Source organism: Mesorhizobium sp. WSM4815, from assembly GCF_055811575.1.
In genome coordinates, this window is record NZ_JBVVQS010000077.1 from 1 (window position 1) to 14,135 (window position 14,135).

General features: G+C 64.2%; 13 protein-coding genes and 1 pseudogene. 6 read left to right on the top strand and 8 right to left on the bottom strand.

Going from position 1 to position 14,135, the window contains the following annotated elements:
* Nucleotides 1-256: 256 nt before the first annotated feature.
* Complete coding sequence (locus AC0L2B_RS04605) at nucleotides 257-1,291, bottom strand: hydantoinase/oxoprolinase family protein (RefSeq protein ID WP_473744389.1); 1,035 nt, start codon at nucleotides 1,289-1,291, stop codon at nucleotides 257-259.
* A 56-nt stretch (nucleotides 1,292-1,347) separates the two neighbouring features.
* Between AC0L2B_RS04605 and AC0L2B_RS04610 the strand changes: the two genes are divergently transcribed.
* Nucleotides 1,348-2,046 (top strand): HisA/HisF-related TIM barrel protein, encoded by a 699-nt coding sequence (locus AC0L2B_RS04610; protein ID WP_473744390.1) that lies wholly within the window; start codon nucleotides 1,348-1,350, stop codon nucleotides 2,044-2,046.
* Nucleotides 2,047-2,287: 241 nt separating this feature from the next.
* Here AC0L2B_RS04610 and fae read toward each other — a convergent pair whose 3' ends face one another.
* The 7 genes from fae to AC0L2B_RS04645 all read right to left on the bottom strand — a co-directional run bounded on the left by fae (nucleotide 2,288) and on the right by AC0L2B_RS04645 (nucleotide 8,881).
* Nucleotides 2,288-2,794 (bottom strand): formaldehyde-activating enzyme, encoded by a 507-nt coding sequence (gene fae / locus AC0L2B_RS04615; RefSeq protein ID WP_023797737.1) that lies wholly within the window; start codon nucleotides 2,792-2,794, stop codon nucleotides 2,288-2,290.
* Nucleotides 2,795-2,962: 168 nt separating this feature from the next.
* Nucleotides 2,963-3,847, bottom strand: coding sequence for a triphosphoribosyl-dephospho-CoA synthase (locus AC0L2B_RS04620; protein WP_473744391.1), 885 nt, complete (start codon nucleotides 3,845-3,847; stop codon nucleotides 2,963-2,965).
* Complete coding sequence (locus tag AC0L2B_RS04625) at nucleotides 3,844-4,812, bottom strand: ATP-grasp domain-containing protein (RefSeq protein ID WP_473744392.1); 969 nt, start codon at nucleotides 4,810-4,812, stop codon at nucleotides 3,844-3,846. The genes AC0L2B_RS04620 and AC0L2B_RS04625 overlap by 4 nt, the downstream gene beginning before the upstream one ends.
* An 86-nt stretch (nucleotides 4,813-4,898) precedes the next feature.
* Entirely contained in the window at nucleotides 4,899-5,855 is a 957-nt protein-coding gene (mch, locus tag AC0L2B_RS04630; RefSeq protein WP_473744393.1) for a methenyltetrahydromethanopterin cyclohydrolase, read from the bottom strand.
* Nucleotides 5,852-6,988 (bottom strand): ATP-grasp domain-containing protein, encoded by a 1,137-nt coding sequence (locus AC0L2B_RS04635; RefSeq protein WP_473744394.1) that lies wholly within the window; start codon nucleotides 6,986-6,988, stop codon nucleotides 5,852-5,854. The genes mch and AC0L2B_RS04635 overlap by 4 nt, the downstream gene beginning before the upstream one ends.
* On the bottom strand, nucleotides 6,978-7,871 hold the full coding sequence (locus AC0L2B_RS04640) for an NAD(P)-dependent methylenetetrahydromethanopterin dehydrogenase (protein WP_473744395.1): 894 nt from the start codon (nucleotides 7,869-7,871) through the stop codon (nucleotides 6,978-6,980). Before AC0L2B_RS04640 ends, AC0L2B_RS04635 begins: the two co-directional genes overlap by 11 nt.
* A 41-nt stretch (nucleotides 7,872-7,912) precedes the next feature.
* On the bottom strand, nucleotides 7,913-8,881 hold the full coding sequence (locus tag AC0L2B_RS04645; protein WP_473744396.1) for a beta-ribofuranosylaminobenzene 5'-phosphate synthase family protein: 969 nt from the start codon (nucleotides 8,879-8,881) through the stop codon (nucleotides 7,913-7,915).
* A gap of 177 nt (nucleotides 8,882-9,058) precedes the next feature.
* Between AC0L2B_RS04645 and AC0L2B_RS04650 the strand changes: the two are divergent.
* The 5 genes and pseudogenes from AC0L2B_RS04650 to AC0L2B_RS04670 form a co-directional block, all read left to right on the top strand.
* Nucleotides 9,059-9,421 (top strand): annotated as a pseudogene (locus tag AC0L2B_RS04650) (4a-hydroxytetrahydrobiopterin dehydratase); the annotation flags it as partial.
* 264 nt (nucleotides 9,422-9,685) lie between these two features.
* Nucleotides 9,686-10,792: a tungsten formylmethanofuran dehydrogenase gene (locus AC0L2B_RS04655; RefSeq protein WP_473744397.1), complete on the top strand. Its 1,107-nt coding sequence runs from the start codon at nucleotides 9,686-9,688 to the stop codon at nucleotides 10,790-10,792.
* Complete coding sequence (locus AC0L2B_RS04660; protein WP_473744398.1) at nucleotides 10,786-12,417, top strand: formylmethanofuran dehydrogenase subunit A; 1,632 nt, start codon at nucleotides 10,786-10,788, stop codon at nucleotides 12,415-12,417. The genes AC0L2B_RS04655 and AC0L2B_RS04660 overlap by 7 nt, the downstream gene beginning before the upstream one ends.
* On the top strand, nucleotides 12,405-13,313 hold the full coding sequence (gene fhcD, locus AC0L2B_RS04665) for a formylmethanofuran--tetrahydromethanopterin N-formyltransferase (RefSeq protein WP_473744399.1): 909 nt from the start codon (nucleotides 12,405-12,407) through the stop codon (nucleotides 13,311-13,313). Before AC0L2B_RS04660 ends, fhcD begins: the two co-directional genes overlap by 13 nt.
* On the top strand, nucleotides 13,310-14,119 hold the full coding sequence (locus AC0L2B_RS04670; RefSeq protein ID WP_473744400.1) for a formylmethanofuran dehydrogenase subunit C: 810 nt from the start codon (nucleotides 13,310-13,312) through the stop codon (nucleotides 14,117-14,119). Before fhcD ends, AC0L2B_RS04670 begins: the two co-directional genes overlap by 4 nt.
* Nucleotides 14,120-14,135 lie beyond the last annotated feature (16 nt).

Here is a 14,135-nt window from a genome sequence, read left to right on the forward strand (position 1 = left end):
CCCTCAATGCGAGCGCGACGTCCGGTTCGTGATCTCTACCTCACCCCACGCGCCCATCCCGCGCAGCGGGTTCGTTCATCGGCCCAATTGCGGTCATCCGCGAGTATGCATCTGGCTGACTGGTATTGGCGCAACGAGCGGGTGCCGAACGCGAACCTTCCACCCTGTTGCGACCTGCGCTGGTACGGGTCGGGATCTTTCGAGCCGGGGGAAATATCTCATCTCCCCGATTGATCGGATGGCCATGATAGAGCACCTACGATTGAGATCCCGCCAGCAGCGCCACCGCTGACGCGGGCGCCACGCTGCTGGCTTCGCCGCGAACGGCGTCATCTGCGGGGATGATCTCGGCGAAATCGACGAAGCGGCGTTGCATGCGTTCGGCCAGCCGCCTGATCTGCCAGCGGCCGGTCCCGGCGCCGACGATCGGCGCATCCCGGGCAAGGGACCCGGCAACCAGGGACGCTGCGTCGTGGATCTTGCGCAATTGCTGTTCGCTGAACCAGCGCGCGATTTCATGCCATTCCGGCAGGGTCAGCTCGGTGGCGTCGCGCCCGATCATGCGCGCCAGCCGCGCGATCGAGCCATCGACGGTCTTTTCCTTGCCGTCGGAGGAAGCGTGCCTGTCGTCCTTTTCGTCGAGAACCCCCAGGATCCGGTGCGCGTCGGCGATCGAGGCGAAATACTCGTTCATCAGCGGTGTCAGCCTGCCGCGGACGGGAGCCGACGAGGCGACACCGAACAGGAACGTCCTGGTGAAGCCGGTATAGACCAGTTCGCCGCTCAGAAGCCGTCCGGCATCGGTGTAGCCGTCATTGGCGACGGCGCCATTTCTAGTGGCGATAATGTCGGTGGTGGTCGAGCCCATGTCGACGAACAGGGCATCGCCGGCAAGCTTCGCCACCAATGACGCTGTCGCATGCCAGTTGGCGGAGGCGACATCGGCGCTCAGCCGCGCTGCCTGCTCGACCCCGACAAATCCGGACGGTCCGGCATAAATCAGCTTTTCGCCTGGGACCCGCGCTGAAATCTCATCCAGCAGGGCCGCGGCGCCGGCGGCGCGGGAAGGAAAGACGTCCGCCAGTTCGCCGGTCATGGTGAATGCGTTGAGATCGGCGCCGGCATAGATCGGCGCGGTTTCCTCGAATGCCGAGGTCAGGGTATGGAGCCCTAGCCAAAGCGGCGTCGCGATCGTTACAGCCTCGACGATGCGGCCGTCTTGCGCACGCGTCACCTTCAGATGGGCGCCGCCAATATCGAAGCCGGCAACGATGCTCTTTCTTTTTTCCACGCTTCAAGCTTTCATTAGAGTTGGTCAGGGGCTGTTGGTCAGCGAGAAAAAGAACGTTGCGTATCATTCCGGTTCTCGACCTGAAAGGCGGCGAAGTGGTGCGCGCCCAGCAAGGAAAACGCGATCGCTACAGGCCGATCGTCACGCCGCTCAGCCAAACTTCCGATGTCGTTGCGGTCACTGAGGGCCTGCGCCAGCTTTACCCTTTTCCGACCTTCTATATTGCCGATCTCGATGCCATCGAAGGTGGAACGCCAAACAGTGGCGCGCTTGCCCGGCTGAAGGCGATGGCGGAGCCGCCGGAGCTTTGGGTCGACGCCGGCATCGCCGACGAGAAAACCCTTTCGGCAGCACTTGCCGAACCCTGGCTTTACCCGGTGCTGGGATCCGAATCGCAGCAGGACGACGCGCTGTTGCGGCGTTTTTGCGATCATCCGGATCTTATCCTGTCGCTGGATTTCTTCGACGACGGGTTTCGCGGTCCGGCAGCATTTCTCGACGAGCCGGCGCTTTGGCCGCAAAAGGTGATCGTCATGACATTGGCCAAGGTCGGTTCCGGCTCCGGTCCCGATTTCACGCGGCTCGAGGCGATCAAGGCGAAGGCTGGAAGCCGCTCCGTCATCGCGGCCGGCGGGGTGCGCAACGAGGCCGACATTCGCGCCCTTTCATCGCTCGGTATCGCCGCGGCGCTGGTTGCGACCTCGCTGCATGACGGCACGCTCACGCCGGGACACCTCGCAACGCTTGGCACCTGACTTCGCCTCGAACTTCGGCCTCGGAAACTGGGCCTTGTAGAGCGGCGGGCCGTCAAGTCGATCGTCTCGCCGCTCTATCTCTTTGCTGGAGCATCGGATTTCCCAAAACCGGTCCACCCTCGGGTCAGGCCCGAGGGCAGGCTCTTTGTCCGGTGCTCTAAAGGCCCAGAAGCTTTTTCAGGCGGCGCAACAGACCATCCGGCTCCGCGGAGGGTTTTGCCTGTGCGGGGCTGTCTCTTGTCTAAGCCGCGAACGGATGCTTCACTTGGTCCCGCTTATCCGTGGCTTCGGCGGCCGTCGGCGTTCCTGCAACGGCGCGTTGGATGGCTTCCTTCGTCGCTTCGTAATTGTACTTCTGGATCTTCGCGTCGTCGGCGGCGTCCCAATGGATGAAAACGCCGACGCAGATGAACAGGTCGTCCGCCTCATTGGCAGGAATGGTCCCATCGGCGACGCTGTCCTGCACGGCCTTTGCGACTGCATGCTGGGCCGGGCCGAACATCTGCACCGCCTGCTTGGCGCCCTTGATCGTGACCTTGTTGAACATCACGGTGTTGGGCTTGCACTGAAGATTGGGCGCGATCACCGCCAAAAGGGAGGTAAAGCCGTCCTTGTTGTTGGTCAGCGCGTTGCAAAATGCTGTTTCGACTGCGCTCCCCCGTGGGCCGATGAGCAGGTCGACATGCGCCACTTCGTTGCCGTCTCCTACCAGCGATTCACCGACCATTACTTTCGAGATCTTTGCCATGCCAATTTTCCTCCAAGACACAGTTATGGTGTCCAAAGACGCCGCAAACCGAGCGAGCGCTCGATGGACAGCTATCCTTGTTGGCAGCGCCCGGAGATCCGGACCGGTTGGCTGGATAGCCGCGGAAGCCCAGCTTCCGCTCCTGAAAGTCAACCACCAACGTTGCGATTATGCAAGCTGAACGCCGAGGGTGTGGACTAAAAGAGTAGCCACGGTCAGGTCGGCCGACGTGCCGGGGTTGACGTTGTTCGCTTTCAGCCGGCGGTCGAGTTCCATGAGCAGACCAATGCGTGACGTCTCGTCGTCGCTGGCATGCAACGCCGCTTCAACGGCAAGGGCTTCTTGACGCGCCTGATTTGCGACTTCAGCGCCATGGTTGCGCACCACATGACTGTCCGGGAAGCGGGCGAGAAACGCCATATAGGCGAACACCGTCGGCCACATGCCGCCTTCGCCGCGTGCCAAGGCCGCTTGCAGAGCCGCAAGCCCGACGCCGAACACGTCGCCGAAACCGGTAACATACTGGCGGGCGATCATGTCGCGGTCGGCCGCCTCCCGCATGGCTTCGAGCAGATGAACCTTCGGCTCCTGCCGCACATCGTTCGCCGCCTCTCCGAGGCCGCCCGGCGCGGCGGCGACGATCGCCTCGAATACCGCCCTGGTATCGTCGATGCTCATCGCGCGCAGCACCGCGTCGAGATTGTCGTGCAGTCGATTGTCAGGCAGTCGATTGTCGGGCAGTTGGGTGCCCGCCATTTCAGCGGCGCACAGCAGAGGCCCTGCCAGAAGGATGATACCGAGATTGGTGTTGGTCGCGACCGCCAGGCGTGTCGCTCGGACCGCTTCCAGCATGCGCTGTCCGACCGGCAGGCGCGGATCGGTCAGCGGGACGGACGAGACCTCGGCGCTCGTCATGAACTGGGCGGCGGACATGCCGTGCCCGTCGGCGAACAGATGGACGTTGCCCGGTTTCAGCGCCTCGATCTCCATCCGGCAGGCGTCCTTGTAGGCAGCCCGGAGGCGTTCTCGCGAATGCGCCATGCCGTCGGTCACGAATTCGCCGGCGCGGTGAGGCGGTAGGGTCGCGCCGCCGCCGCCTCTGGGTGATCAGCTGGGCGATCAGCCAGGAATTTCAGCAGGGCGTCGGCAATCGCATCGGCGATGTTGACCGCGACCACCGATTGAAGCCCGGACCAGGCGGGCATGCTGTTGACCTCCAGCACCAACAGCTTGCCGTCTGCCGCCGGCACGATATCGACGCCGGCGAAATCCGCTGAGATAGCGGCGGCGGCGGCCCGTGCCAGCGCCGCCAGTTCGGTTTCGCCATGCCCCGAAACCTGCCCCGAGACTTGCTCGGGCACCGCCCCGCGATTGACATTGGTGATCCAGTCGTCGCCACGGCGGCTCATCATCGCCAAAACCTCGCCGGCGCAGACGAAAACGCGAAAATCGCGGAAAGGAGGGCCGGGGCGCGTCACGTAATGCTGGAGATAGTAGACGCCGTCCACTTCTTCTTCGGCGGGGAGATCGGACAGTGTTTCGATCAGCCGGATGCCGCGGCCCTGGGCGCCGAAAAGCGGTTTTAGCACCAGCGGCGTGAACGGCAGTTCGCGTCTGGCGACCGCTTCGGCCATGGCAAGACCCTCGACCGCGAATGTCGGCGGCGTCGGCACGCCGGCATTCTTCAGGAGGAAGGTCGTCATCGACTTGTCGACGCAGCGTTCTATCGCCTGCGCGGAATTCCACACCGGAATGGAAAGCTTGCCGAATGCGTGCAGCACGCCGAGACGCCGGGTGACCGCTTCGAACGATCCGGCGGCGATCGAACGGACCAGCACGGCGTCGGGCAGCGCGTCGTCGAAACCGGGGATCGACAGTCCGCTCGGGCTGCCGGTGTCGAACGCGATCGCCGCCAGCGGCACGGTTGCGACCACGGCGCCGCGCCGCTCCAGCCTTGCCGCCAGGCCCTTGGAGCGGGCGTCCGAGACGTCGCTGACGATCAGGATGCGAGGGATCATGTCACGCCTTGGATACCGGTATACGGAAAGCCGGAACGAATGCCCAGGCAGGCGGATGACAGACCAATCCATTGCAGCGCCATGGCCTAGCCGAGGCTCCGTTCGAGCATCTGCAGATCACGCTCGCCGGCGCGGAACGTATCGCCGGTCTCGATCGCCGTGACGATCACTTCGGCCGGGCTGAACAGCAGCGGATCGATGGCATAGAAATCTCCCTTGAACCGCTTGAAGATCTCGGCGAAGGGGTGACCGTGGTCGCGCGAGGCGTGGCTCGGCAACCGCTCCGCGAGCTCGCTGGCGTCTTTCGCCGAGCCTTTTACGAACAGCTGGACGCTGCCGCCATAGATGATGGCGTCGTTGGTTCTGCCCATGGCGGTCAGGAAATCCGGATGCGGGGCGGGGATAGGCGCCGTGCCGATGCCGTCGACAACGTTGTCCAGCGGAAATTTGAGATCGTTGGTCTTGTGCAGGGCGACCTCGAGCGCGCGCGCAACGATCTGCACGCCGCCCGCCAGGCTTTGTGTCGGCGCATAGAGGAAGGTGAGCTTTTCGGTTGGCAATCCCGTTGCCCTGCCGACCTTCTCGACGATCGCCTGGGGCGGCGGTTTGGCGGTCTCCAGGATCAGCACGGCGGATGACGCGGTGTCGCGATAGGAGAGTGTTTCGAACAGCGGTTCGACGCGGGCGAGCGCCCGCGCCGGTCCCGATCCCATGGCAAAATAATCCTGGCTCGACAGGTTCCAGCCCGCATACTGGCTGCCCAGGCAGGCAAGCACCGGCTGCGACGACCGCACTTCGATGGTGAACGGCCATTTTGGCGACGCACGGTCCATGCACACCGAAATGCTGCCGAGGCCGCCCATCGCGGCTTCCGCCATGCGCAGCCCGGCCTCGACGCCGCCGGCGGCCTTGGCGCCGGCGTCGATCAGGCGCTCGCCCAAAGGCCCGGTGGAAATGCCGATACGCAGGCGTTCGGCGTCGCCGATCATGCCGTCGATGATGCGCTGCGCATTGTCGTTGAGGAATGCCGAACCGTCTTTCATGTCCGGTCTCCTTCCCATTGGTGTTGCAATCGGCTGGCTTGTCCCTTGACCAGCCGCCTGGTCAGATCGGCGCTCGGACCGCGCGCGAAGATGGTGCAGACCGGATCGCCGGCGATCAGCCGGGTGCCGGGCGACTGATGGTCGGCAGTCCATTCAGGCCAGGCAATCGATGGAAAGCGGGCGATCGGCGCCGCCGCATAGGTCACCATCGACGCCATCGAATCGACGAAGCGCGGCAGGCGGTATTTCTTGCCCGCCGCGGCGCGCAGATGCGCTTCGATCAGTGGCGCGTCGGCATCGTCGAAAATGTCGAGCGTGGCGCCGGGCCGCGGATTGATCTCGATGAGCTTGTAGCCATCCGGCCCGCGAATGAGATCGGCGCTGCACAATCCAACCAGGCCGGCGCGACGCGCCAGACCTGAAAGCCAGCCGCGGATCGTCGCCGCCCGTCTGCGATCGAAGCGCCTCAACCGCACGGCGCCGCCATAACGATAGGGCGCTGCCGGGGCAGGCGACGCCCATTGTTGGCTGAAGCCGACGATGTCAGCGCTTTGGCCGTCGCCGACGAACAGGGCCGAGATGCTGCGACCGGCAACGAAACGCTGAAAATAGCGGCCGCCAGGAGCCTGACACTGTAATATCGGGGTTTCTCCAGCGGCCCGTCTGATATGCGCGCCGCCGGCGCCGCCTGCGGTCTTGACCACCCAGTTCTCCGGATCGGGCGGCGGGTCCCATCGGAATTCCGGATGCGGAATGCCGAGTTCGGCGCAATCGGCAGCCAGCAATTGCGGGTCCTTGATCCTGCGGATCGCGGCGCCGCTGTTGCCGGCGAGCGGAAAATGGCGCGCGATCTCGTCGACGGTCTCCGTCATCCGCTCGAAGCCCGAGCCCAGGACAATGGCGACCGGCTGGTCGTCTCCGGCCAGTTGCCGAAGCGTCTCGATGATGCGCAGGCCGTCAATGCCGCCTTGCAGGTCGCCCGGCAGCATCGTCGCGCGCTCGGCAAGCGCGACCGTGTCGGTATCGCAAAAGAAATCGGCGACCAGCGGACGATAGCCGGCGCGGCGCGCAGCGGCAGCCAGCGCCCGGCCTGAAATCGCCGCGATCAGCACAGATCCGGCGTTATTTGGCAATCTCGCGTGCAAGGGAAAATGCTTCCTGGAAATCGAGCGTGATGGTTTTTTCGGATTCGATCATTCTTTTGAAGAGGCCGAATTCGACCTTGTATTTCACGTTGCCGATGGCGAGCGGACCAATGCCGACAGCTTTTGCCGCTTCGAGCGGATCGCCATTGGCATTGACGGCCACGCCTTCGATGCCGGCCGGCGGGACCGCATTGACGTCGGCGGCAATGAGCAGGCCGTCGCCTTTCAACTGGGCTTTCGAGACCACCTGGACGCCGGCCTTGGCGCACGCCAGGATCACCTCGCTCGCCTCTACCAGCTTCGTCTTGCGGGCGTCGCTCGATCCGTCGGCCGCATCGACGGCGATGTTGAACCGGCTTTTGATCTCGGCCGCCATCTGCTTGACCCTTTCGATGCCGTCATGGCCGACCAGCGTCACCCCCGCGCCTTCCCTGGCTGCGATGACGGCGGTGCAGAAGCCGACGACGCCGGTGGCGCCGAAAACAGCGATCCTGGTGTCTTTCAGGCCGCGCTCGAATTTCTTCTCCAGCGCTTTTTCGACCTTGGCCACCATTGCCGCGGCCGTGGTGAACGAGCCGGCCGGATCGGCGAATACCGAAACCTGGAAAGGCGGCACCATCGCCTTTCGCGCTGCGTCGAACATGTCGAGCGCCAGCGAGGCATCCTTGCCGGCGATAAAAATGCCGGTATCGACGCCCGCATCGGGCGGGCGCGAGAAGATCGCGTCCTGCACGAGGCCTGTCACCTCTCCCACGCTTACATCGACATAGGGGACGACGGCGTCGAAGCCTGCATCGAGAGCCATATTCACGTCGAAAGGGCTCATATGCTTCAACGGCGTCAGCATGTGCAGGATGTGTTTGCGGGCCATTTCTCGCCTTTCTTCTTGAACCTGATCGTGTTGGCCAGCCGTCAGCTGCCGACGAGATCAAGTCTGGTCGAACTGATCTTCGCGCCGGAATTCCTGCCCTTGACGATCCTGATCTCGACGCCGTCTTCAACTGCCTGCTGAACCGCACTGACGAAGCCGACTGCAGCGTCTTGCGATGAGGCGAAGGCAAACCCTGTCGGCCCCCACGAACTCTGGCCGATGCCGACGGCGCCTGCTTCGTTGAGAGCGTGGGCAACGCTCTCGACCCGCCTGGAGGTGAACACGCCGCCTTGCGCCGGGGCGAAATGGGTGCCGATCAGCATCTGGATCGCGGCGACGGCGGCGCCGAAGGCTGGCAGGTCGTGCTCGACAAGAGCCGGCATGATGCCCATCAGCACCCGCCGGCAGATCTCACCGCTACCGGATGCCGGGAAGGGCGGCAGCGAACGAAACGCCGCGATCTCGGCATCGCCATGCAGTCCATGCCCGCCATGGTCGAGGATCAGGATGACGCGCCACTCTTCCGGGAACGGCAGTCGCGCCACGACCGGCGGCGGCCTGCCGCTGTCGTCCTTGCCGGCGTCGACAATGACGCCACCGCTTTCGAAGCTGGCGATGCCGATGCCGGATCGTCCGCCGCGATCGAGCAGGGTCGCATCGCTGCCGATATCGAGAGGCAGTTTGTGGAGCGTGCGCAGCGCCGCGGCGACGGCAAGGGCGATCTGCGTGCCGGAGCCCAGGCCGGCATGGCTCGGGATCGACTGTTCGACCACCAGACGGTGCTGACCGCGAATGCCGAGATGGCTGCAGAGCGTCGCCAGATGTTCGCCGGCGCGCCGGCTCTCGGCACCTTCGACGATGGTCTCGCTGGACCGCGACAGGGTGACTGTTGTTTCGGGTTCGCTCAGCGGCAGCCCGACGCTGCCAAAGCGACGCCCGGTATCGCCATTGAGATCGAGGAAGCCAAGATGCAGGCGGGCGGGCACTTGTATGGTAACAGAATTCGACATCTACCCCCCGATGGGTGCATCATAGACGCATCATGGAAGTTTAGGTGCCCGTCGCCATGATAGCTGTTTTCGTCCAAGGGGCAAGCCGCAGAGAGTGCATTCGTTTTATCTTCTTTTGGCTCGGCGCGAGAACGGACCGGGCAATTCGCGGAGGTCGAGATGAACTAGACGCCGAGGGAAAAGGTCTATTCGGAAGCCGAGATTGCCGACCGGCTCGAGAAGGAACTGCCGAAATGGTATTACGAGAACGGCTGGATCCGGCGCAAATACAAGACCCACAGCTGGAAATCGACACTGATGGTCATCAACACGGTCGGCCATCTCGCCGAGGCGGCATGGCACCACCCCGACATCACCGCGTCCTATGCCTGGGTCGAGGTGCGCCTGATGAACCATGCAGCCAAGGGCATCACCGACAAAGACTTCGAGCTGGCCAAAAAGATCGAGGATGTCGTCCAGTGGCAGCCGGCCCGGGAAGGCGGCGCGCTGGAAGGCACTCCGCCGACCGATCAGCGCTTCGCTTACATCAAATATGATTAAGCGCGGTCGGAATTTGTTGATGGCGTATAAAAACATTCGCTAATCTGCTGAGAGACTGTTTGGAAACTCTACTCTGGCGGCCATCTGATGGCGTTTTCTGCGCTTCCGGTGCTCACGGACCCAAATGTCCGCTGCGCTCCGGTTCTCGAAACCGCCACCATATGACTCACCAGAGCGAATTTCGAAACAGTCTCTGACAGGCGGGGTTCACGGCCGATCCAGTTTCGTCTAGGATCGGGCCGGCACCAGAAAGTAGCGTAGTGAATGGCGGTTGCTTGGATCGGCAACCGGGAAACGCTGGTCGAGCGCGCGGCCGCACATGCCGCCGCGCTGTTGGGGTCAAGCCGGTGCCCGGTTTTCAGCCTGGATACGGATATACACGGCACCAGGGCGGCGATCGCGCTGGCTGAGCGGGTTGGCGCGGCATATGATCATGCCGATGGCGCGGCGGTTTCCCGGGAGGCCGCGCTTTTTACCGACAAAGGCGCGATGACCGTCGCGCCCGGCGAGACGCGCCGGCGCGCCGATGTCGTGGTGATCGTCGGCGAACTCCCGCAGATCCATCATCAATTTGTCGGCGAGCTTGCCGAGACGGTTCCCGATCTCTCGGCCCCCGATCTCTCGGCCAAGAATCAGCGCGAGATCTTTCTGGTCGGGTCGAACGAAACGTCTGCGCCGCGGTTGAGCAACGGGCGGGCGGCGACGCTGCTGTCCTGCGGCGAGGCAGGCCTCGGCGCGACGCTGGCGGCACTGAGGGCGCAGTGGAGGGGGCGCCAGACATCGCAGCCTGTGTCGAATTTCGACGATTTCGCCAAAGCCCTGGAGGCTGCGCATTTTCCCGTCTTCCTGTTTTCAGGCGACGCAACCGACGGGCTGGCGCTGGAGATGCTGCAAGGGCTGATCACGGATCTCAACCGCAAATCACGCGCATCCGGCCTGCATCTGCCGGCGAGCGAGAACGGATGGGGAGGCGCGCTCGCCTCGACCTGGATGACCGGTTTTCCGCTGCGCACCGGCTTTGCGCGCGGCTTCCCGGAGTTCGATCCCTGGCGTTACGATGTCGCTCGCATGATCGCTGCCGGCGAAGCCGACCTGCACCTGCGGATCTCCTCCTCGATTGTCCAGCCGAAGAAGAAAAGGAACCGCATGGCGCTGATCGCCCTGGCGAAAACGCATGAGCCGGTCGCGGGTGCTGCGGTCACCATCGCCATCGGCGAAGCGGGCGTCGATCATCAGGCGGTGGTCTATTCCAGCCGCACCGGATCGCTGCGGTCGGTCGACGCGCGCGCGGCGTCCGAACTGCCCTCCGCTGCGACCGTTATCCGGTTGGTTGCCAGTCATGTCTCCGCCGAGGCGGCGTTGCCATGCTGACGAAAATCGCTGGCGGCGACATCATCGATCCGGTCAACAGCCGTCTCGGCAAGGGCGACCTGTGGATCAGCGACGACAAGATCGTTGCGGCGCCGGCGGGTGGCGCTGCCGACCGGACCATCGACGCTGACGGCTGCATCGTCATGGCGGGCGCCATCGACATCCATTCCCACATCGGCGGCGGCAACGTGAATACGGCACGGCTGCTGTTGCCGGAGCAGCACGCCGCGCACCAGGCGCGGCCGGCGACGACGCCGCTCTCCAATGCCGGCTGGTCGACTTTCCAGACCGGCTGCCTCTACGCCAAGATGGGTTTCACCACGGTGGTCGAGCCGGCGATGTCGCCGGGAGCCGCGCTTCACACCCATCTCGAACTGGCCGACATCCCGATCATCGACAAGGCGACGCTCGCCATTCTCGGCAACGACGATTTCCTGCTGTCGATGATCCGCGACGACGCCTCCTCGCAAATGATCGAGGACTATGTCGCCTGGACGGTCGCCTCGACGCGGGCGCTTGGGGTCAAGGTGATCAATGCCGGCGCGGCAGCCGCCTTCAAGGAAAACGTCCGCACCTTCTCGCTGGACGACGTGGTGCCTTCCTATGGCGTCAGCTCGCGCAAGATCGTCAAGACGCTGCAGGCCGCCGTCGCCAGTCTCGGCGTCCCGCATCCGCTGCATGTCCATTGCAACAATCTGGGCAGCCCCGGATCGGCGGACACGGCGGCCGCGACGATCGCGGCGGCGGAAGGATTGCCGCTGCACCTCGCCCATCTCCAGTTCTATGGCTACGGCACGGAAGGCAAGCGCAGGTTTTCCTCGGCCGCGGCGCGCCTTGCCGAACTGGTCAACGCGACGCCGGAAGTCACCATCGATATCGGCCAGGTGATGTTCGGCCAGACAGTCACCATATCCTCCGACGTCATGCGGCAGTTTTCGGCGCGTGGCAGTGCGCAGCCGAAGAAATCCGTCATTCATGACGGCGACGGCAATGGCGGCGGCATCGTGCCCTACCGCTATGGCAAGGATTTCTATGGCACGATGCAGTGGGCGATCGGGCTTGAGCTTTTTCTCCTGATCGACGATCCGTGGCGTGTCTTCTTCACCACCGATCATCCCAACGGCGCGCCCTTTACCGCCTATCCGGCCCTGTTCGAGTTGCTGATGAGCCGGGAAGCGCGCACCGAAATGATCGCCGGACTTTCACCTTCCGCCATGGCGCTCTCCACCCTGGCGGCGATCGACCGCGAATACAATTTCGAGGAAATCGCCATCATGACGCGCGCGGCCCCTGCCAGGCTGCTCGGGCTGACGGACCGCGGCCATCTCGGCGCCGGCGCGACAGCCGACATCGCTGTCTACCGCAGGGACCAAAACATCGCGAAAATGCTGGGGCAGGCGGCGTATGTCTTCAAGGACGGCGATCTCGTCGTGCAGGACGGAGAGATCACCCACTACCGCTGGGGCAAGGCGCTCAGGCTCAATCCGTCGCCGGACAAGGCGATGCTGCGGCGCCTGGAGGATTATCACCAGCAGCGCTACGGCCTGTCGCTGGACTGGTTCGATTTCCCGGATTCGGCGGTCGCGCGCGAACAGCCATTCGGCGAGGTGGCATGCCGAACGTGAGCGTAAATGGCATAGTGATCGACGATACCTTTGCCGAGGCCTTCGGCATGCGCGCGACCGCCATCATCATCACCGCGCCGAACCGGAAATGGGCGCGCCAGGCGGCGATCACGATGACCGGCTTCGCCACCTCGGTGATCGGCTGCGGCTGCGAAGCGGCAATCGATGTCGAACTGCCGCCATCGGCGACACCGGATGGCCGGCCCGGCTGCCGGGTGATGATTTTTGCGATGGGAACAGACGAGCTGCAGAAACAACTGCTCAATCGCGTCGGCCAGTGCGTCTTGACCTCGCCGGGTTCCGCCTGCTTCGCCGGACTGGAGGGCAGCGCCGCGTTGAAGCTCGGTTCGGCGCTGCGTTATTTCGGCGACGGCTGGCAGATCTCCAAGAAAATCGGCGGCAGGCATTTTTGGCGCGTTCCGGTCATGGACGGCGAATTCCTGTGCGAAGCAACGACCGGGCTGACCAAGGCTGCCGTCGGCGGCGGCAATTTCTTCGTCATGGCTGAAACCAGCGCCAGGGCCTTGCTCGCCGCCGAGGTCGCGGTTGCCGCGATCGGCCTGGTGCCGGGCGCGATCGTGCCGTTTCCGGGCGGCATCGCCCGTTCGGGTTCCAAGATCGGCGGTAAATACAAGGGCATGATCGCCTCGGCCAACGAAGCCTACGCGCCGACACTGCGCGGTGTCGTCAGGAGTGAGCTCGGCGCCGACATCAACGCCGTCCTGGAAATCGTCATCGACGGCGAGACCAACGATGCCGTTGTCGCGGCGATGAAGGCCGGCATCAAGGCCGTCATCGAGCTCGGGCCGAAGCGAGGCGCGGTTCGCATCAGCGCCGGCAATTACGGCGGCAAGCTCGGCAAGTTCATCTATTCGCTGAAGGATATGCTGCCGTGAAAGCGCTGACCTTCACCCTTGTCGCCGAGCCGCCCGAGCGCCTTGACCTGTCGCCGCTGACGGCGGAGCGGCTTGCCGGGATCGAAAGGCGCGATTTCGAAAAGATTCGGATCGGCATGTCGAAGCATGGATCGAAGGTCGGCGATATCTTTCGCGTCGCCGGCAACAACCTGCTGGACATCGTCTTCGAAGGCGGCAGCGCGCGCCTCGACCGCGTCGCGGAAGGCATGCGGGGCGGTTCGGTTCGCGTCGTCGGCAATGCCGGCGCCCAGGCCGGGCGCGCCATGCGCGGCGGCACGCTCACCATCGAAGGCAATGCAGGCCCGCATGCCGGCTCCGGCATGCGCGGCGGCAGGCTTGAAATAACCGGCAACGCCGGCGATCACCTTGGTGCGCCGCTCGCCGGGGAACTGGCCGGCATGAATGGCGGCGTGCTGATCGTCAGGGGCAAAGCCGGCGCTTTTGCCGCCGACCGGATGCGGCGTGGCCTGGTCGCGGTGCTGAAAGGCGCAGGCGACAATGCCGGCAGCCGCATGATCGCCGGCACGCTGGTGGTGGCCGGCGGCACCGGCGAGATGCCCGGCTATCTGATGCGTCGCGGTTCGATCCTGCTCGATCGCGCGCCGAAAAGCCTGTCGCCGAGTTTTGTCGAATGCGGCGCGCCGGAGAGCGTCTTCGCCGCCATCATCGATCGCCATCTGATCGCCGAGGGTATTTTGAAACGGCCGCTGCTGGGCAACGCGCCGCAGAAATATGGCGGCGACAACGCGGTGCTTGGCATGGGCGAGGTTCTTTTTCCTCGCTGAGGCGTGCTGCAGACGC